This is a genomic window from Pseudomonas sp. S9, from assembly GCF_000222125.1.
Classification (GTDB): domain Bacteria; phylum Pseudomonadota; class Gammaproteobacteria; order Pseudomonadales; family Pseudomonadaceae; genus Aquipseudomonas; species Aquipseudomonas segetis.
In genome coordinates, this window is record NZ_AFFX01000011.1 from 142,863 (window position 1) to 162,460 (window position 19,598).

The 19,598-nt window shown below is 57.2% G+C and carries 17 protein-coding genes; 5 read left to right on the forward strand and 12 right to left on the reverse strand.

Going from position 1 to position 19,598, the window contains the following annotated elements; translation table 11 throughout:
- Window positions 1–145: 145 nt before the first annotated feature.
- A complete protein-coding gene (locus tag PSES9_RS0119410) occupies window positions 146–1,363 on the forward strand; it encodes a hypothetical protein (RefSeq protein WP_010489744.1) in 1,218 nt (405 codons plus the stop codon).
- 122 nt (window positions 1,364–1,485) lie between these two features.
- Here the strand turns inward: PSES9_RS0119410 and PSES9_RS0119415 are convergent, their stop codons facing one another.
- Complete coding sequence (locus PSES9_RS0119415) at window positions 1,486–3,069, reverse strand: peptide chain release factor 3 (RefSeq protein ID WP_010489745.1); 1,584 nt, start codon at window positions 3,067–3,069, stop codon at window positions 1,486–1,488.
- Window positions 3,070–3,747: 678 nt separating this feature from the next.
- Between PSES9_RS0119415 and PSES9_RS0119420 the strand changes: the two genes are divergently transcribed.
- A complete protein-coding gene (locus PSES9_RS0119420; protein ID WP_010489747.1) occupies window positions 3,748–4,911 on the forward strand; it encodes a type III PLP-dependent enzyme in 1,164 nt (387 codons plus the stop codon).
- A 102-nt stretch (window positions 4,912–5,013) separates the two neighbouring features.
- Here PSES9_RS0119420 and PSES9_RS0119425 read toward each other — a convergent pair whose 3' ends face one another.
- The 7 genes from PSES9_RS0119425 to PSES9_RS0119455 all read right to left on the reverse strand — a co-directional run bounded on the left by PSES9_RS0119425 (window position 5,014) and on the right by PSES9_RS0119455 (window position 13,303).
- Complete coding sequence (locus PSES9_RS0119425) at window positions 5,014–6,000, reverse strand: peptide ABC transporter ATP-binding protein (RefSeq protein ID WP_010489749.1); 987 nt, start codon at window positions 5,998–6,000, stop codon at window positions 5,014–5,016.
- On the reverse strand, window positions 6,000–6,974 hold the full coding sequence (locus tag PSES9_RS0119430) for an ABC transporter ATP-binding protein (protein ID WP_010489750.1): 975 nt from the start codon (window positions 6,972–6,974) through the stop codon (window positions 6,000–6,002). The genes PSES9_RS0119425 and PSES9_RS0119430 overlap by 1 nt, the downstream gene beginning before the upstream one ends.
- A 10-nt stretch (window positions 6,975–6,984) precedes the next feature.
- Window positions 6,985–7,896 carry an ABC transporter permease subunit gene (locus PSES9_RS0119435; protein WP_010489752.1) on the reverse strand — a complete coding sequence of 304 codons (912 nt, stop codon included), beginning with the start codon at window positions 7,894–7,896 and terminating at the stop codon, window positions 6,985–6,987.
- 11 nt (window positions 7,897–7,907) lie between these two features.
- Entirely contained in the window at window positions 7,908–8,918 is a 1,011-nt protein-coding gene (locus PSES9_RS0119440) for an ABC transporter permease subunit (RefSeq protein WP_010489754.1), read from the reverse strand.
- A 116-nt stretch (window positions 8,919–9,034) separates the two neighbouring features.
- Window positions 9,035–10,651, reverse strand: coding sequence for an ABC transporter substrate-binding protein (locus PSES9_RS0119445; RefSeq protein ID WP_010489756.1), 1,617 nt, complete (start codon window positions 10,649–10,651; stop codon window positions 9,035–9,037).
- Between the two features lie 105 nt (window positions 10,652–10,756).
- On the reverse strand, window positions 10,757–12,358 hold the full coding sequence (locus PSES9_RS0119450) for an ABC transporter substrate-binding protein (RefSeq protein WP_010489758.1): 1,602 nt from the start codon (window positions 12,356–12,358) through the stop codon (window positions 10,757–10,759).
- A gap of 231 nt (window positions 12,359–12,589) precedes the next feature.
- Window positions 12,590–13,303, reverse strand: coding sequence for an SIMPL domain-containing protein (locus tag PSES9_RS0119455; protein ID WP_010489759.1), 714 nt, complete (start codon window positions 13,301–13,303; stop codon window positions 12,590–12,592).
- Between the two features lie 322 nt (window positions 13,304–13,625).
- On the opposite strand from PSES9_RS0119455, the gene PSES9_RS0119460 reads away from it, so the two are divergent.
- The 3 genes from PSES9_RS0119460 to PSES9_RS0119470 all read left to right on the forward strand — a co-directional run bounded on the left by PSES9_RS0119460 (window position 13,626) and on the right by PSES9_RS0119470 (window position 16,758).
- On the forward strand, window positions 13,626–14,879 hold the full coding sequence (locus tag PSES9_RS0119460; protein WP_010489761.1) for an ATP-binding protein: 1,254 nt from the start codon (window positions 13,626–13,628) through the stop codon (window positions 14,877–14,879).
- Between the two features lie 140 nt (window positions 14,880–15,019).
- A complete protein-coding gene (locus PSES9_RS0119465) occupies window positions 15,020–15,580 on the forward strand; it encodes a response regulator transcription factor (protein ID WP_010489763.1) in 561 nt (186 codons plus the stop codon).
- A gap of 236 nt (window positions 15,581–15,816) precedes the next feature.
- Window positions 15,817–16,758 (forward strand): AEC family transporter, encoded by a 942-nt coding sequence (locus PSES9_RS0119470; RefSeq protein WP_010489765.1) that lies wholly within the window; start codon window positions 15,817–15,819, stop codon window positions 16,756–16,758.
- On the opposite strand, the gene PSES9_RS0119475 is transcribed toward PSES9_RS0119470, so the two are convergent.
- The 4 genes from PSES9_RS0119475 to PSES9_RS0119490 all read right to left on the reverse strand — a co-directional run bounded on the left by PSES9_RS0119475 (window position 16,715) and on the right by PSES9_RS0119490 (window position 19,577).
- Window positions 16,715–17,395, reverse strand: coding sequence for a CatB-related O-acetyltransferase (locus PSES9_RS0119475; protein ID WP_010489768.1), 681 nt, complete (start codon window positions 17,393–17,395; stop codon window positions 16,715–16,717). The genes PSES9_RS0119470 and PSES9_RS0119475 overlap by 44 nt on opposite strands.
- Before the next feature lie 195 nt (window positions 17,396–17,590).
- Entirely contained in the window at window positions 17,591–17,971 is a 381-nt protein-coding gene (locus tag PSES9_RS0119480) for a carboxymuconolactone decarboxylase family protein (protein WP_010489769.1), read from the reverse strand.
- 26 nt (window positions 17,972–17,997) lie between these two features.
- Window positions 17,998–19,089 (reverse strand): calcium/sodium antiporter, encoded by a 1,092-nt coding sequence (locus PSES9_RS0119485; RefSeq protein ID WP_010489772.1) that lies wholly within the window; start codon window positions 19,087–19,089, stop codon window positions 17,998–18,000.
- A gap of 95 nt (window positions 19,090–19,184) precedes the next feature.
- A complete protein-coding gene (locus PSES9_RS0119490) occupies window positions 19,185–19,577 on the reverse strand; it encodes a septal ring lytic transglycosylase RlpA family protein (RefSeq protein ID WP_029529666.1) in 393 nt (130 codons plus the stop codon).
- Window positions 19,578–19,598 lie beyond the last annotated feature (21 nt).

Consider the following 19,598-nt stretch of genomic DNA (forward strand, 5'->3'; position numbering starts at 1 on the left):
TGCCACATATCGCCGTATGATGCCCTATGGTCTAGGCTGATAACCGTTCCCTGCAGGTGATATTGCCAGGCCAACCGGGGTAGATCGGCACCATATGCATAGCGCCCTGGGTTGATTTCAGTTCTGTAGTAATTCGAGTAAGCCTATGAATGTGCTGACGCCGAATATTGTGCTGGTCATCGCCTGCCTGGTCTTTGCAGCCGTATTCTTTTATCCGCGCCTGATCCGGGCAAACCTTTGGCGGGCGACTGTTACGCCACTGGCTTCGATCATTGGTTCGGGCTTTTTGGTAGCTGGGCCGATCCTTGCCCACGCCGCAGGTGCCTGGGCTTGGCTGGCGATGCTGGCGCTATGTCTGTTGGCATATTGGTTCGGCGCTGCGATTCGCTACAACATCACCCATCTTGAAAAGCACCTGGATGATAATCCGGCGCCTTTCCATGTCTGGCTTGAGCGACTTTCTGAATTGGCCCTGGCCCTGGCCTATTTTGTTTCGGTCGCGTACTACCTCAACCTGTTTGCCGCGTTTGGCCTGCGCATTGGCGAGGTGCTTGAAACCTTGTGGATCCGTATTGTGTCGACGGCAGTCATCGCGGCTATTGGTCTTTTGGGCACATTGCGCGGCCTGGCGGGTCTGGAGCGACTCGAGGTGTGGGTTGTTTCACTGAAAATGACGTTGATTGGCGGCCTTCTGGTCGCGCTGGCCTTGGCTAATTTTCATGAGTGGCAAGCGGGTGAACTGGTTTGGGCGGTCAAGCATCACGATCAGGGCATGCAGTCACTCACGGTGTTGCTGGGGCTGGTGATCCTGGTGCAGGGCTTCGAAACGTCACGCTACCTGGGCTCGAAATACAGTGCCGAAGTCAGGGTGCGCAGCATGCGCTGGGCACAGTGGATTGCCACCGCGATCTACATTGCTTTCCTGTTGCTGATTACCAGCCAGTTCAGTGGCGGCCTGCCAAAGCAGGGCGGTGAAACCGCAATTATTGATTTGCTCAAGCCCATTGGTAGCTTGCTCGGGCCATTATTGATTCTCACGGCATTGTCGTCGCAACTGTCAGCTGCGGTCGCTGACATGAATGGCGCAGGCGGCCTGTTGGCAGAAGCCTCGGGGCGACGCTTTCCTGTACGCATTGGCAATCTGCTAACGGCCTTGGTGGCAATCGGCATCACCTGGTTTGCCAATATCTACGAGATCATCACCTACGCCTCGAAAATGTTTGTGGCCTATTACACCTTGCAGTCGCTGCAGGCGATGCTGATGTCCTGGCGTAAAGGCCACAAACTGCGGGCGGGGTTTTTTGCGTGCGCGGTGTTGATTGGGCTATGCGTGATTATCTTCGCCCAGCCGGTAGAAGCCTAAGCACTGCAGCAACGCTAAGCTTGTCCGCCCGGATCAACTGCGAGCATGCTGGAGTTCGGGCATCTGCAGCGGCGCCAATGGTGGATGAAGAAAGCGCCATCCGCCATTGGCGATCCGCTCGTTTAATGGTGTTCGCGAGTGGCGCGGAACTTGATATCCGGCCAGCGTTCTTCCATCAGCGCTAGGTTGACGCGGGTTGGCGCCAGGTAGGTCAGGTGTCCGCCACCATCAATGGCCAGGTTCTCATGGGCCTTGTTCTTGAAGTCTTCGAGCTTTTTCTTGTCGCTGCATTCGATCCAGCGCGCCGACCATACGGTGATCGGCTCGTAAGCGCATTCGACCTTGTACTCGCCCTTCAAGCGGCTGGCAACCACATCAAACTGCAGCACACCGACCGCACCCAGGATGATGTCGTTGCTGCGCTCCGGGAAGAACACCTGTGTTGCGCCTTCTTCGGCAAGCTCCTGCAAACCTTGGCGCAGTTGCTTGGACTTGAGCGGGTCTTTCAGGCGAACGCGACGGAACAACTCCGGGGCGAAGTGCGGAATGCCGGTAAAGCCAATGCTTTCGCCTTCGGTGAAGGTGTCGCCAATCTGGATGGTGCCGTGGTTGTGCAGGCCGATGATGTCGCCGGCGTAGGCTTCTTCCAGCTGTTCACGCTCGGAGGAGAAGAAGGTCAGCGCATCGGGTACGCGTACATCCTTGCCCAGGCGTGCGTGACGCATCTTCATGCCTTTTTCGTACTTGCCCGAGCAGATGCGCATGAAGGCGATACGGTCGCGGTGCTTGGGGTCCATGTTTGCCTGGATCTTGAACACGAAACCGCTGAATTTTTCCTCGGTTGGTTCAACCAGCCGCTCATGGGCAGCACGAGGCAATGGTCTCGGCGCCCAGTCAACGACGGCATCGAGAACGTGATCAACTCCAAAGTTGCCCAATGCGGTGCCGAAGAAGACCGGGGTCAACTGACCACTTAGGAACTCGTCCTGGTCGAATTCGTGGCAGGCGCCTTGCACCAGTTCGAGTTGCTCTACAAAACGCTCGTATTCATCGCCAAGGTGCGCACGGGCTTCGTCAGAATCGAGGTGCTTGATGATCTTGGTTTCAGTGCGCTCGTGGCCGTGACCAGCGGTGTAGACGATGATGTAGTCTTCGCTGAGGTGGTAAACACCCTTGAAGTCGCGGTAGCAGCCAATCGGCCAGGTAATAGGCGCGGCTTTGATCTTGAGTACGGCCTCAATCTCGTCAAGCAGTTCGATCGGGTCACGAATGTCGCGGTCGAGTTTGTTGACGAAGCTGACAATCGGCGTGTCGCGCAGGCGGCAAACATCCATCAGGGCGATGGTCCGTGGCTCAACCCCTTTACCGCCGTCGAGCACCATCAGCGCACTGTCCACAGCAGTCAGCGTGCGGTAGGTATCTTCCGAGAAGTCTTCGTGACCGGGGGTGTCGAGCAGGTTGATCATGTGCTCGCGATAGGGGAACTGCATCACCGAGGTGGTAATCGAGATACCACGCTGCTTTTCCATTTCCATCCAGTCGGAGGTCGCATGGCGGTCGGATTTTCGCGATTTGACGGTACCCGCCACTGCAATGGCTTTACCCATCAGCAGCAGTTTTTCGGTAATGGTGGTCTTACCGGCGTCGGGGTGGGAAAAAATGGCGAACGTGCGACGTTTCGCGACTTCGGCGGCCTGTGTGGTCATGGGTGATTGCCTGACTGAATACGGTTGCGGGCGGGCGAACGACAGCCGACCCGTAAAACCGCCAATTATAACGTGAAAAGCAGCTACATTTGGTGAATCAGCCGATCAGCAGTCAGGCATGTGCCAATTTGTATTGCCGGGGGGCCGCAATGGGCGGCTCAGGTCGGGTACTCAACTGGCTGCAAAGGTTGTCATCCTGGATTCACATTCTGGGCCGATAGTGGCCTCAATGCTCAATTCGTGCAGCATAAAACACGTTTTGTTTTGAATCTAAAACGATCAGCTGCTTATGGGGCAAATAGGGCTAAAAAAGCGCTTATTGGTGATTGATATACAGGGCGCATGGCCCTAAAGTTCCGCCCCGAACGTCCATGCTGGCAACGATCCATCCGGCTCAAGTACAGACGACGAGAGGTCGCTCTTTTGTGGAAACAGCACAAGGGTGATTCTCGGCGAAATGCCTTGGGAAGTAGGCGACCAAAGTGGGGAGACTGATCAGACGTTCAAAGTTGATGCAGGCGCCGTAAACCTTGGTTACTGCCTCAATTTGCGTTGTTTCGACTGACTGTTGCCAAGGCGCTTTCAATCGAAGCAACCGGCCCCGCCGAATAATTGAACCCTAGCGGACTCAGTTACTCGAAATTTATGTATTCCGGTTTAGCCAAATGGAGTCCACGCATGTCGATCAATGTTGATGATTACTACGCACCCGCCACTTTCCAGAAGATGAAGGCGTTTGCCGATAAGCAAGAAACGCCATTCGTGGTGATTGATACCCAAATCATCAGCAAGGCATACGATGACTTGAGCGCAGGCTTTGAGTTCGCCAAGATTTATTACGCGGTCAAGGCCAACCCGGCCGTGGAAACCATCCAGCTGCTCAAGGAAAAAGGCTCGAACTTCGACATCGCCTCCATCTATGAACTGGACAAGGTGATGGCCTGTGGCGTGAGTGCCGACCGTATCAGCTACGGCAACACCATCAAGAAAGCCAAGGACATCCGCTACTTCTACGAGAAGGGCGTGCGCATGTACTCCACCGACTCCGAGGCGGACCTGCGCAATATTGCCAAGGCCGCACCTGGCTCGAAGGTTTATGTGCGTATCCTCACCGAAGGTTCGACCTCGGCTGACTGGCCACTGTCGCGCAAGTTCGGTTGCCAGACCGACATGGCGCTGGACTTGTTGATCCTGGCCAAGCAACTGGGCCTGGATCCGTACGGCATCTCGTTCCATGTGGGTTCGCAGCAGCGCGATATCGACGTCTGGGATGCGGCAATCGCCAAGGTCAAGGTGATTTTCGAGCGTTTGAAAGAAGAAGACGGCATTGTCCTGCGCATGATCAACATGGGCGGCGGTTTTCCGGCAAACTACATTCAACGCACCAACAGCCTGGAAACCTACGCTGAAGAAATCATCCGTTTTCTCAAGGACGACTTCGGTGATGACCTGCCGGAAATCATTCTTGAGCCGGGTCGTTCGTTGATTTCCAACGCCGGTATCCTGGTCAGCGAAGTGGTACTGGTGTCACGTAAGTCGCGCACTGCGGTCGAGCGCTGGGTGTTCACTGACGTCGGCAAGTTCTCGGGCCTGATCGAAACCATGGACGAGGCAATCAAGTTCCCGATCTGGACCGAGAAGAATGGCGAGATGGAAGAAGTGGTCATTGCCGGTCCAACCTGTGATAGCGCCGACATCATGTACGAAAACTACAAGTACGGCCTGCCACTGAATCTGGCCAGTGGCGATCGCCTGTACTGGCTCTCGACCGGCGCCTACACCACCAGCTACAGTGCCGTGGAATTCAATGGTTTTCCACCGCTCAAAGCCTTTTACCTCTAAGCGATAGAGCAATGCAAAAGCCCGCCAATTGGCGGGCTTTTGCGTTTTTGGTGTTGTGGAGTCGTCAATGGCATTTATGCGCACCGACGAGTGCTAGGCCGCTTAGCTGTTGATGGTTTCGGCGTGATGGCAAGCCACTTGCCGTGAATCGATCAGGCGCAGTTCCGGGCGTTCGACTTCACATTGCTCGGTCGCATAGGGGCAGCGCTTGTGAAAGGCGCAACCTGTTGGCGGGTCGAGCGGGTTTGGCAGCTCGCCACTGATCTTGATCTTGGGTTTGCTCGGGTCTGGGTGGATGGCGGGTGTCGCAGACAGTAGCGCCTTGGTGTACGGGTGCAGCGGGCGTTGGTAAATCTGCTCGCTTGGCCCCATCTCCGCTGGCCGGCCCAGGTACATCACCAGCACGTCGTCGGCTACGTGACGCACCACCGAAAGGTTGTGCGAGATAAAGACATAACCGGTATTGAGCTCTTCTTGCAGGTCCATGAACAGGTTGAGCACTTGGGCCTGGATCGATACGTCCAGCGCCGAGGTCGGCTCATCCGCAACCAAAACCTTGGGCGTCAGCATCATGGCGCGGGCCAGGGCGATACGCTGACGTTGACCACCGGAAAACATATGTGGATAACGCTGGTAATGTTCTGGTCGCAAACCGACTTGCTGCATCATGGCCTGGACCTTTTCGCGCCGCTCGCTTTTCGACAGCCCTGTGTTGATCAACAGTGGCTCAGCCAATTGGTCACCAATTTTTTGCCGGGGATTGAGCGATGCATAAGGGTTCTGGAAGACCATCTGCACATCGCGGCGCAGCTGCTTGCGCTGGGCCTTGTTGGCACCTGTGACTTCCTGCCCGGCAATTTGCAGCGAGCCCGAGCTGGGCTCCTCAATCAAGGTCAGTGCTCGCGCCAGGGTAGATTTGCCGCAGCCGGATTCACCAACCACCGCCAGGGTCTTGCCTGCGGCCAGTTCGAACGAGACGCCATTGAGTGCCTGCACCGTGGCGTTGGGCTGGAACAAACCGGTTGATACCGAATAGTGGCGGGTGAGGTCGCGGGCAGACAACACGCTGTTAGTTGTAGGCGTGCTCATCAAGCCACCTCCGAAGTCAGGTTAAGCGGGAAGAAGCAGCGCACGGCGCCTCGCTCATGCGCCTCAAGGGCTGGCCGTTGCTGGCGACATTGCTCCTGCACGTAAGGGCAGCGTGGCGACAGCAGGCAACCCTGTGGCCGGTCGTAGCGGCCGGGAACGATGCCCGGCAATGTCGATAAACGTTCGGCGCCGAGAGAGTGCTCGGGGATCGCCTTGAGCAACGCCTCGGTGTAAGGATGGGTTGGGCTGTTGAACAGTTCCGGCACCGAGCCGACTTCCACTGCCTGGCCTGCGTACATGACGCATACGCGCTGCGCGGTTTCGGCAACCACCGCAAGGTCGTGGGTGATCAGTACCAGCGCCATGTCCTGCTCACGCTGCAGGTTGACCAGCAGTTCCATGATCTGCGCTTGAATGGTTACATCGAGGGCGGTGGTCGGTTCGTCGGCGATCAGCAATTTAGGTTCGGCGGCAATGGCCATGGCAATCGCAACACGCTGGCTCATACCGCCAGAGAGCTGATGCGGATATGCTTCGAGCCGGCTGGATGCTCCCGGTATTTCGACTTTCTCCAGTAATTCCAGCGCCCGTTGCCGCGCGGCTTTGCCTTTGAGGCCCATGTGCTGGCGCAGCACTTCTTCAATCTGGAAACCAACGGTGAAGCTCGGGTTGAGTGCGGTCATCGGGTCCTGGAAGATCATCGACAGGTCCTTGCCGATGATGTTTCGACGTTGCTTGCCCTTGAGGCGCAGCATGTCGGTGCCGTCAAACTGCAGGCTGTCAGCGTTAACTCTGCCCGGTGCTTCGATCAAACCCATCAGCGCCATCATGGTGACTGATTTACCTGAACCCGATTCGCCAACAATCGCCAGCACTTCACCTTTGTCGACACTGATGTCGAGGCCATCCACAACCGGAACGGCATTCGCGTCGCCGAAGCGTACGCTGAGGTTTTTAATATCAAGCAAACTCATTGTGGGCTCCTCACACTGCGTTCTTGAGTTTCGGGTCTAGCGCATCGCGCAAACCGTCACCCATCAGGTTGATTGCCAGAACGCTGAGCAAAATGGTCAAGCCGGGCAGGGTTACCACCCACCACGCGCGCTCAATGTAGTCGCGTGCCGATGCCAGCATGGTGCCCCACTCAGGTGTTGGTGGTTGCACCCCAAGCCCCAGGAAGCCCAGTGCCGCGGCGTCGAGAATGGCAGATGAGAAGCTCAGGGTTGCCTGCACGATCAGGGGCGCCATGCAGTTGGGCAGCACCGTAATAAACATCAGGCGGGGCAGGCTGGCGCCAGCCAGGCGTGCCGCTGTTACGTAGTCGCGGTTGAGTTCGCCCATGACGGCTGCACGGGTCAGGCGCACATAGGATGGCAGCGAGACGATAGCGATGGCGATTACGGTATTGATCAGGCCAGGGCCGAGAATGGCCACAATCGCCACCGCCAGCAGCAGCGATGGCAAGGCCAGCATCACGTCCATCAAGCGCATGATCCCCGGGCCCATGACCCGTGGAAAGAAGCCTGCAACCAGCCCGAGGAAAATGCCGGGGATCAGTGACATCAGTACCGATGCCATGCCGATCATCAGCGACAGGCGCGCACCGTGAATCAATCGTGACAGCAGGTCGCGGCCGAGTTCATCGGTGCCCAGCAGGAATTGCCATTGGCCACCTTCGAGCCATGCCGGTGGCGTCAGCAGGAAGTCGCGAAACTGCTCGCTCGGATTGTAGGGCGCGACCCAGGGGGCAAACAGCGCACAGAACACAATCAGGATCATGAACATCAGGCCTGCCACTGCGCCTTTGTTATGGGCGAAGGCTTGCCAGAATTCTTTTAGCGGTGAGGGATAGAGCAAGCTCTGATCAACCGCCGTGAGGGAGTTAGCTGTAGTCATTTCAGGCCTCCTTAGCGCTGATGGCGAATGCGTGGGTTGGCCAGGCCGTACAAGATATCGACGACGAAGTTGACCATGATGACCAGGCAGGCGATCAGCAGGATGCCGTTTTGCACCACCGGATAATCACGTGCGCCAATGGACTCGATCAGCCATTTGCCCACCCCGGGCCAGGAGAAAATAGTTTCAGTCAGCACCGCGCCTGCGAGCAGCGTGCCGACCTGCAGACCGATCACCGTGAGCACCGGGATCAGCGCATTGCGCAGGCCATGAACGAAAACCACCCGCGCTGGTGACAGGCCTTTGGCGCGCGCGGTACGCACATAGTCTTCGCGCAGCACTTCGAGCATGGCCGAGCGGGTCATGCGGGCGATGACGGCCAGTGGAATGGTGCCAAGCACGACTGCCGGCAAGATCAGGTGTTGCAGGGCGTCGACAAAGGCGCCTTCTTCATCCGAAAGCAGGGTGTCGATCAGCATAAAGCCGGTGCGCGGCTCTATGTCGTAGAGCAGGTCAATGCGTCCTGAAACGGGGGTCCAGCCAAGCCAGACCGAGAAGAACATGATCAGCAGCAGGCCCCACCAGAAAATCGGCATGGAGTAACCGGCCAGTGATATGCCCATGACGCCGTGATCGAACAATGATCCCCGCTTGAGCGCTGCAATCACGCCGGCAATCAAGCCGACGGTTCCTGCAAACAGCAAGGCGGCCAGCGACAGCTCAAGGGTCGCAGGGAAGAGAGTGATGAACTCATGCCAGACACTTTCGCGGGTACGTAGTGACTCGCCCAGGTCGCCGTGGGCAAGGTTGCCGATGTAGTCGAAATACTGGGCATACAGCGGTTTGTCCAGGCCCAGGCGATGCAGTGCCTCGGCGTGCATGGCTGGGTCGACACGGCGCTCGCCCATCATCACTTCCACTGGGTCACCGGGAATCATCCGGATCAATGCGAAGGTCAGTAGGGTCACGCCGAAGAAAGTCGGGATCAGTAGTCCCAAACGCCTGGCAATAAAAGACAACATAGGGTTTTAACACTCCAGCAATTTTCGGTTCACCTGGCTGCGTGGCCTGGCGATGTTGTTATAACGAGTGCGCAACATGACCCAATACAGTGTTTGCATTCGGTCAGCCTCGGCTATTAAGGCTTGATGCTCACGCGCGCGTAGTTATTTGAGCCCAGGGGACTCTGCACAAAGCCCTGCACATTGGTGCGCAGGGCGGTGAACTGTTTTGGATAGGCAAGGGCAATCCAGGGTGCCTGGTCCTGAAATATCGACAACGCCTCGCGATAGAGCGCAGCACGTTGCGAACGTTGGTTTACCCGGCGTGCTTCATTGAGTAGGGCGTTGAAGTCTTTGTTACACCAACCTGACATGTTTTCACCGGACTTTGCCGCAGCGCATGACAGGTTTGGCGTGAGGAAATTGTCTGGGTCTCCGTTGTCGCCAGCCCAGCCCATAAACACCAAGTCGTGTTCGCCGTTTTTGGCACGCTTGATCAACTCGCCCCATTCATAGACGCGGATATCTGCTGTGATACCGATGGCGGCGAGGTCTGCCTGAAGCATTTGCGCGCCAATGCCGGGGTTGGGGTTGGTCGGGCCGCCACCTGGGCGCGTCCAGATCGACAGCTTGAAGCCATCGGCGTGCCCCGACTCTTCAAGCAATTGCCGCGCGCGCTTTACATCATGGGGCCAGCCAAGCAATTGTGCGTCATGGCCCCAGAGCGTCGGTGGATAAGGCGCAACGGCAGGCGTTGCACCTTCCTCGCCATATTGCGCGCGTACATAGGCGGCCTTGTCGAATGCCATGTTCAGCGCCCGGCGTACACGCACATCGTCCAGCGGTGGTCGGCGGGTGTTGATCGCGATGTAGGCCGTCAGCAGCGAGTCCAGCGCCTGGACCTTGATCCCGTTGCTGGTCTTGAGCGCCGCAATGTCGGTGGGCCGTGGATAGAGCGCTATCTGGCAGGCGTTGGCCTTGAGTTGTTGAATGCGCACGTTCGGATCAGGGGTGATGGCGAACAGCAGCTTCTTGATGGCTGGCGCGCCCTCCCAGTAGTCCGGGTTGGCGTGAAAGCGTATTTGCGAATCCATGCTGTAGCGGTCAAACACAAAGGGGCCGGTGCCAATCGGATGGCTGTTGAGCTGCTTTCTGTTGTTTTTGGCCAGTAGCTGGGCGGCGTACTCGGCGGAATAGATAGAGGCAAAGCCCATCGCCATATCGGCCAGAAAGGGCGACTCAGGGTGATTCAGGGTGAAGCGCACTGTGTGGTCGTCGAGCTTGTCGATGCGCTCAATGATGCTGGCCATGCCCATTGATTCTGCGTAGGGATAGCCGCGCAGCGCCTGGTCGTGCCATGGGTGCTTGGGATCGAGCTGGCGGTTGAAGCTCCAGAGTACATCGTCGGCATTGAAGTCACGGGTTGGGGTAAATATCTTGGAGTGGTGGAACTTGACGTTCTGGCGCAGGTGGAAGGTGTAGCTCAGGCCGTCCTCGGAAATATCCCAGCGTTCGGCGAGCGCCGGTTCCAGGTCGGTGGTGCCCGGGACGAACCGGACCAGTCGTTCAAGCACTGTTTCTGCCGAAGCATCGGCAGTGACCGCCGCGCTGTATTGCACTACATCAAAACCTTCGGGGCTGGCTTCGGTGCAGACAATCAAGCTGTCTTCGTTCGCGGCTTCAGCGGCAGCGGTATCAAGGCCGGTGCCGAGCAACAGCAGGCTGAACAATACGAGTGATTTGGGTTTGGGCATTGAGTAATCCCTGATGCGTATGCGGAATGCGAGCAGCAGCCGTGTAGGGTGCCGGCGCCCGGTTATCCAGCCGAGGATTGCTCGGCTGGATAACAGCTGCCAGGGTTATTTCTCGACGCTTACGCCGTAGAACGAGTTAAGGCCGAATGGACTGATTTTGAAGCCCTTGACCGATTTGCTCATTGGCTGGAATACGGTTGAGTGGGCGACCGGAGTGATAGGCACGTTGTCCTTCAGGATGTGCTGCGCCTGCATGTAGAGCTTGCTGCGCTCATCCTTGTCGTTGAGGGTTTTGGCCTTCTTGACCAGGCCGTCGAAGTCCTTGTTGCACCAGCGGCTGTAGTTGTTGCCGCCGATGGCATCGCAACCGGAGAGCACACCCCGCCAGTTGTCCGGGTCCCCATTGTCGCCAGTCCAGCCGATCAGGAGCGCATCGTGTTCACCTGCTTTGGCGCGCTTGTTGTACTCGCCCCACTCATAGCTGACGATCCTGGCCTTGATCCCGATCTTGGCCCAGTCTGCCTGCAGCATTTCAGCCATCAGCTTGGCATTCGGGTTGTAGGGGCGCTGCACCGGCATGGCCCATAGGGTGATTTCTGTACCTTCTTTGACTCCCGCGTCCTTGAGCATCTGCTTGGCTTTTTCAGGATCGAAGGGGGCATCCTTGATGCTGTCGTCATAAGACCATTGGGTCGGCGGCAAGCTGTTGACGGCCAGTTGGCCCGCACCTTGGTAGACCGCGTTGATAATGGCTTTTTTGTTGACCGCCATATCCAGCGCCTGGCGCACTTCGAGCTTGTCGAATGGCGGGTGCTCGATGTTGTAGGCGATATAGCCAAGGTTGAAGCCTGCCTGGTCCGGCAGTTGCAGCTTGGCATCGGCCTTGAGCGATTCGATGTCCGCAGGACGTGGGAACACGCTGACCTGACATTCACCAGCCTTGAGCTTTTGCATGCGCACCGAGGCGTCGGTGTTGATGGCGAAGATCAGGTTGTCGATCTTCACATCGTCCGGGTTCCAGTATTGCTTGTTGCCGGTGAAGCGAATCTGCGCATCTTTCTGGTAGCGCTTGAACACGAACGGGCCAGTGCCGATTGGCTTTTGGTTGATGTCGCTGGCTTTGCCTTCTTTCAACAGCTGGGCCGCATACTCGGCGGACTGGATGGAGGCGAAGCTCATGGCCAGGTTCTGGATAAATGCCGCATCGACGCTGTTGAGGGTGAAGCGCACCGTCATGTCATCGACCTTGTCGATTTTGGCGATGTTTTGATCCATGCCCATGTCGGTGAAGTAAGGAAATTCTGTTGGATAGGCTTTGCGAAATGGATCGTCTTTGTTGAGCATGCGGTGGAAGGTGAACAGCACGTCATCCGCATCAAAGTCGCGGCTTGGCTTGAAGTAGTCGGTGGTATGGAACTTGACGCCAGGGCGCAGGTGGAAGGTGTAGGTCAGGCCGTCATCGGAGATATCCCACTTTTCGGCAAGGCCAGGAATGACCGTGGTACCACCCCGTTCAAATTGAGTCAGGCGATTGAATACGGTCTCTGCGGCCGCATCAAAGTCGGTGCCCGTGGTGTAGAGCGCAGGGTCGAAGCCTGCAGGACTGCCTTCTGAACAAAACACTAGATTGCTTGCGGCCTGGGCAAATGGCGCGCTGGCGAGTAGTCCAGCTACGAGCATTGCCTGGATGACGGCATTCTTACGCATAGAAACCTCATGGTTGTTGTGGTTATGTTGAGGGGCCCCTTGTGGAGACCTTGGATCAAACTATGCAGGGCACATGCCGGAGACAAGTGCGCCAAGTCATAAACAGGGCTATCAGTAGGTGTGGTGTAACTTGCTGTCGCATTTAGACAAAATTTAGGCCAGAACATGGCGAAACGCCGCTATAGAAGCATAGCGGCGCTGAGCGATTATGGTGCTGTGAAGTGTTACCTTTTAGGGCATCTGCACTTCGATGACGCCATCGGCATTAACCGTGACCTGGCTGGTGCCAGCCTCAACTTCCGGTGGCGCCGAGTCCATCATCATTTTCATGCTTGAGCCGCGCGCCATGCGAATGGGCATTGGTGGCTGGAAACCCCCGCTGTTGATGTTCAGGCTCACCAGCTTATAGCCTTTGCCGCCCAGGGCTTGGGTGGCCAGGTCTGCGCGGGCTTTGAAGGCTTCGACTGCATCCTTGAGCATGGCGTCTTCCTTGCTCTTGCGCGTGTTGTCGGCAATGCTGAAACTCATTGAGCCCATCTGCATGGTTTTCAGCATCTCACCGGTTAGCTTGGATAGCTTGGCAAAGTCTGCACTCTCAAGGCGCACTTCGGCGCGCTCGCGCCAGGCGATGATCTTCTTGCCTTTGTCGTCATACACCGGATAACTGTTGCGGCTGCCGGTTGCCACGCTGACACCTTCCACGGCGCGCGCTTGTTTCAGGGCCGCATTGAGGGTTTGGGTGGTTTCTGCGGCGAGCACTGCGGGGTCAGTATTTTGCGACTCGGTATAGAAGGTCACGTGCATCAGGTCATGGGCGATTTCTTGACTGACTTCAGCGCGCAGCGCCACTTGGTTGTAGTGGGCTTCATCGGCATGTACCGAGAGGCTCAGCAGGCTGCCGGCTGTCAGCAACAGGGCAGTGGCAAAGCGTGGGAGGCGTGACATTGGTTGCATGGAGACTTCCTTAGTTGTCGAGTTGGCGCACATGCGCACTGGGTTCAAAAGAGTAGACGGCGTTTATTGTCGATTGGGGTTAAACAAAGTTAAAAAAATAAATCGACCGGGGCGGCAGTCTGTTTATTGGCCTGTTTAACCAGTAGCAGGAATTGCTCGCCTGGCTATCTGAAATGACTTCGAGTGCTCTGGCCCGATGTTGTTCAGCCGGCAGCTGTTGCAAAAAGCGTCGGCTGCGGCGTGTTGACGCACTAAGCCGTTTGGTGGCTTGGTTATACTCGCCAGACTTGTTACAGGCGTTCTTGGAGAGCTTATGCTCGCACCGGTGCAGTTGTTGTCGGCCAGTCGGCAAAATCTCAGGCGTTTGATCCTGATTCGCTTTTTGGTGCTCGCCGCCCAGGCGGGCGCGGTGGGGCTGGTCTATAAATCGGGTTTGCTGGTGCTGCCCTGGTTTGAACTGAGTATTACCCTGGGCCTGTCTCTGGTCCTGTGCTTGCTTACGGCCCTGCGTTTGCGAGGGCCGTGGCCGGTGACCGAGCAGGAGTATGCCCTGCAACTGAGTTTCGACTTGATTATCCACAGCGTCTTGCTGTTCTACTCTGGCGGCTCCAGCAACCCCTTCGTGTCTTATTACCTGGTACCCTTGACCATTGCAGCCGCGACCTTGCCCTGGCTCTACACCGTGACTTTGTCAGGACTGGCGCTAACCGGTTATACCTTGCTGTTGGTCTGGTCGCATTCGATTGCCGTGCCCCAGGAACAGCGCCAGAGCCTGCTGATCTACGGCATGTGGCTGAGTTTTGCCATGGCCGCCGGGCTGATTACCTTTTTCGTTGCGAAAATGGCCGAAGAACTGCGTGGCCAGGATCAACAGCGCGCAGAGCGGCGCGAAGAGAACCTGCGTGACCAGCAATTGTTGGCGGTTGCCACCCAGGCGGCCGGAGCTGCACATGAACTGGGTACGCCACTGGCGACCATGAGCGTGTTGATCAAAGAGTTGCGCCGTGAGCATCCCGAGCCATTGCTGCAAGAAGATCTGGCTGTGCTGCAGGAACAGGTGAAGCTGTGCAAAGACACGCTGCAGCAGTTGGTTCGCGCCGCCGAAGCCGACCGCCGCCAGGCCGTTGTCGAACAGTCGAGTGTTGAGTGGCTGGAGGTCACGCTCAATCGTTGGCACCTGATGCGCCCTGAAGCGAGCTATCGTTACCAGTGTCTGGGCCGTGGTACGCCGCCGCGGCTGATGACGCCAGCAGATCTGACCCAGGCCTTGCTTAACCTGTTGAATAACGCTGCCGATGCCCACCCAGACAAACTGGATATCCGCCTGAACTGGGACCACCAGTGGCTGTACCTGACCATCCGCGATTTTGGAGCCGGTGTGCCGCTGGCGATTGCCGAGCAACTGGGACGCCCCTTCTTCACCACCAAGGGCAAGGGATTTGGCCTGGGCTTGTTTTTAAGCCAGGCCAGCGTTACGCGGGCAGGCGGTACGGTTAAACTGTATAACCATGAAGAGGGTGGCACGCTTACCGAGTTGAAACTGCCGCGTGCCTATGGCCGCGCATAAATGCGACCTGCAAGGGAGCCGATTGCTCGCCCCCTCTTGAGGGCTGTAGCAAGGACTGCCCCAGCACGGGCTGCCCCAGCATGGGCTGCCCCAGTAATACCGAACACAGTAGTTTTTCAGCGGTTTCCAAGGAGTTGAGCATGTCTGAAGAGGCACTATTTGAAGGTGACGAGCAGCCGCATCTGTTGTTGGTCGACGATGACCCAACCTTTACCCGGGTCATGGCGCGGGCGATGAGTCGACGTGGCCTGCGTGTATCAACCGCAGGTTCTGCCGAAGAAGGCTTGCTATTGGCCGAGCAGGATATGCCGGAGTACGCAGTTGTCGACCTGAAGATGGATGGTGATTCAGGCCTGGTACTTTTGCCTAAACTGCTTGAGCTCGATGCCGAGATGCGGGTGGTCATACTTACCGGATATTCGAGCATTGCCACTGCTGTCGAGGCGATCAAGCGCGGTGCCTGCAATTACCTGTGCAAGCCGGCGGATGCCGATGACGTGCTGGCGGCCCTGCTGACGCAACATGCCGACCTCGACAGCCTGGTCCCGGAAAATCCGATGTCGGTCGATCGCCTGCAGTGGGAGCACATTCAACGCGTATTGGCTGAGCACGAAGGCAATATCTCTGCGACTGCCCGTGCCCTGGGCATGCATCGACGGACCTTGCAGCGCAAGTTGCAAAAGCGACCGGTGCGTCGCTAAGGCATCTGCGAAAAACTACCGGGCTAGGCTTTACCGGGCCAGCCCATCCGCTGTGTGCAAACAGCTTGAGCATCTAGCCGCGACGGCGGCGGATGAAAAAAGCCGCATCGACCCGATTAGCCAAATCTTTTCATTGGCAAGCTTGCTATTATTGTTAGCAGGCTACGGACTTGTCCTGTTCTCCAGATCAAAACGTGCCTAGATACCTGGACGCCTGGAATTGGACTGAGGCAGCTGTGTTCGAAATCGTTCTGCAAACCGTCAGCATTACCGCACCTGTATTCGCCATGCTGTTCCTTGGCGTGGTGCTCAAGCGCTTGCGCTGGATTGATGACAACTTTATCGGCACGGCTTCGGAGCTGGTATTTCGCGGCACCATGCCGACCTTGCTGTTTCTCGGTATCGTCAACGCCGACATGAGCCAGGCCTTCAAGCCGGGACTGATAATCTATTTTGTGCTTGCCACCCTGGTCACCTTCGCTGTCGCCTGGGGCTGGGCGGTGCTGCGTTGCCCGGAGATTGAGCGCGGCATCTATACCCAAGGTGCATTTCGTGGAAACAATGGCGTCGTTGGCCTGGCCCTGGCGACCAGCATGTACGGTGACTATGGCCTGGCGATAGGCAGCGTGCTCGCCGGAGTGGTGATCTTTTGCTACAACATCCTCTCCGTGCTGGTGCTGGCGATATATAGTCCCGGTGCCAAGACTGATCCGGGCACATTGTGCAAAAGCATCCTGACCAACCCGCTCATTATCGGCGTGGCACTGGCGGTCCCCTTTGCCTATTGGCAGATAGAACTGCCGCAATGGCTGCTGGCGTCGGCCGAATACTTCGCACACATGACGCTGCCTTTGGCGCTGATCTGCATTGGCGGCACACTGTCCCTGGCCTCCATGCGCCAGAGCAGCGATATTGCAATCGGCTCAAGTATGATGAAGCTGGTCTGGTTGCCGCTGCTAGCCACGCTTGGCGCATGGCTGGCGGGCTTTCGCGATGCTGATCTGGCTGTTCTGTTTCTCTACTTCGCCAGCCCAACTGCGGCGGCGAGCTATGTCATGGCTCGCGCGGCCAATGGTAACCATGAACTGGCAGCGGCGATTATCGTGATCACCACGCTAGGCTCTGTGGTTTCCATCAATATTGGCTTGCTGATATTGCAAGCTCTTGGCTGGATCTAGGCTCTGATACCGCCCTGGTTTGTTTGCGCTCGGCCACATAGCGGTTGAAGGCATCGAAATCACTGGTACAGAGGAGCGGGGCGATGGCCCTGATTTCTTCGGCAGGCCAGTCCCACCAGGCGGACTCTTGCAGCATCTGCCGGGTTGGTTCATCGAAGCGCCAGCGGATCAGGCGTGCAGGATTGCCCCCCACCACTGCGTAGGCCGGAACATCTTTGGTGACAACGGCACCCGCAGCGACTATTGCACCATCGCCAATGGTCACGCCAGAAAGAATCATGGCCTTTGAGCAGATCCAGCAATCATTGCCGATGATGACGTCACCATTGCTGCCGTGCGCATCCACGATATGAGCGAGTTCTTCCATCTGCAGTGGGAATGGATAGCTGGTTATCCAGTCGGTGCGGTGATGACCACCCAAGTAGATATTTACGTCCCCCGCAATTGAGGTGTAGGCACCCACATGCAGTTTGGTGCCTTCATTCCAGTCATGGACTGTGGGCTTGCCGTAGGTCCCATCGCCGAAGCTGTATTCTGGGTAACGCTGACGCAGTTTCAGCGCTCCTCGATAGAGCCTTGGCGAGTTTTGAATATACTTTCTGGCGCTGCGCTTAAGCAGCTTGGTTAAGCATTTCATATTTATCCCATCCATAGGATCGAAGCTATCCGCTAGCTAATACAAATATTACGGTAGTGTGATGTTGGTGATTTCTATCGCTGTTTGAAGTTCGATACGTGACAGACCAATAAAAGGTTCAGGCAAGGCGCTATTCTAAACGGCTCCGCGAACCAGTAAACGGGGCAGTTCGTCCGGATTTTTCTTGCCTGGGCATCAGTTTTTTTGCTGATGCTCGTCAATGATTTCCTGTGCGGCGCGGAATGCATCGATTGCAGCGGGGGCGCCGGCGTAAGCTGCGCAATGGAGCAGCGTTTCGCGGATTTCCTCGACGCTGCAGCCATTGTTCAAGGCGCCGCGCACGTGGCCTTTTAGTTCCTGCGGGCACTTGAGCGCGGTGAGTGCAGCAAGGGTAATCAGGCTGCGGGTTTTGCGCTCCAGCCCTTCACGGTTCCAGACGGCACCCCAGGCATGGTTGTTGACGTAGTCCTGCAGTGGCTGGGTGAAGTCCGTGGCGTTGCCCAGGGCGCGATCGACGAAAGCATCGCCCATGACTTCGCGGCGCACCTGTTCGCCGTCTAGGGGTTTATTACTCATATTCGCCTGCTCCCGTGATTTGAGTATCAAGTCAGTCGCTGTTTCTGCCAGCTGCGCACGCTGATAATGATCAAGGTGACCACTGTCAGTGGAATGACATAGCCGATCATGGCGTGGCCAAAGGTTTCAACAATCGGTCGGCCAGTGGCGAACAGCACCAGGTACAGGGTGTAGGCACCGTAATAGGCCAAAAACAGCAAGCCTTCCCAGCGATTGATTCGGTAGCCGGTGAAGAAAATCGGCAGGCAAGCCACTGCCACGGCAATCATCACCGGGAAGTCGAACGCCAGTGCATTGGGCGATACCGAAATAGGGTTTGGCGAAACCAGTGCCGCCAGCCCAAGTACGCTGAGCAGATTGAACAGGTTGCTGCCGACGATATTGCCCACCGCGATATCGCGCTCGCCCTTGAATGCGGCCAGGATCGAGGTGGCCAGTTCTGGCAGGGAGGTGCCGATGGCGATTACCGTCAAGCCGATGACCAGTTCAGACAGACCCAGGGCGCGGGCCAGTGTCACTGCGCCTTCAACCAGGAAGTGCGAGCCGCCGACCAGTAGTGCCAGGCCAATGATGATCAGTATCAGGTTGATCAGCCATGCATTGGGTTTGGCTGGCTGGTCGAGCCCGAACTCTTCGGCAAACTCATCGTTGTCTTGATCAGCGCCTTGCTTACGGCTGCTGCGCACCAGAAAGAAGGTGTAGGCGACGATGCCCGTGAACAATATTGCGCCATCAATGCGGCTCAGGTCGCCGTCATAGGCGAGGCCAAAGGTGAGCAGGCTGGCGCCGATCATCAGGGGCACATCCATGCGGATCAACTGGCGCGAGACAACCAGCGGTGCAACCAGCGCGGTGGCACCCAGTACCAGCAATACGTTGGCGATGTTGCTGCCCACCACGTTGCCAATGGCCAGGTCGCCAATGCCGCTCATTGCCGACTGCACGCTGACGGCGGTTTTCGGGGCGCTGGGGCCGAAGGGAAACACCGTCAGGCCGATCACCAGCGGTGTTATGCCGAATTGGGCTGCCAGCTTGGCTGCGCCACGTACCAAGACTTCAGCGCCAGCCACCAAGAGCACCAGGCCGGCGATCAGGTATACAAATGTCAGTAACGTCATACAGGGCTCCAGAAAGATGCGGCTAGTTTAGCCAGTCGCAGATTCGGCGCTAGAGGTAAATAAGGCGATTGGTAACCAGTCTTTACAGCTGATGGCTAGGGTTCCAGTAGCTTGATGCTGACCGGTACGACGCCATCGCGCAGCATGTCGAGTTGTTCGGCGGCCTTTTTTGACACGTCGATTATTCGTCCGCGAGCAAATGGGCCTCGGTCATTTATGCGCACTATCACGGTTTTATCATTGCGCAGGTTGGTCACCTGTACACGGCTGCCGAAGGGCAGGCTGCGGTGCGCCGCGGTGAGCGCGTTCTGGTCGAAGCGTTCGCCATTGGCGGTTTTCTTGCCATGATGCTGGGCGCCGTAATAGGAGGCATTGCCCGTTGCGCTATAGCCCGCGCCAGTAGTCGAAGTGCGAGGGCTGTCGATGGTGTTGCTGGCGCAACCGGCCAGTAGGCTGAACAGTCCGAGGATCAACAGCGTAGGTCGCATACAGGCTCCGAAAAAATCCTG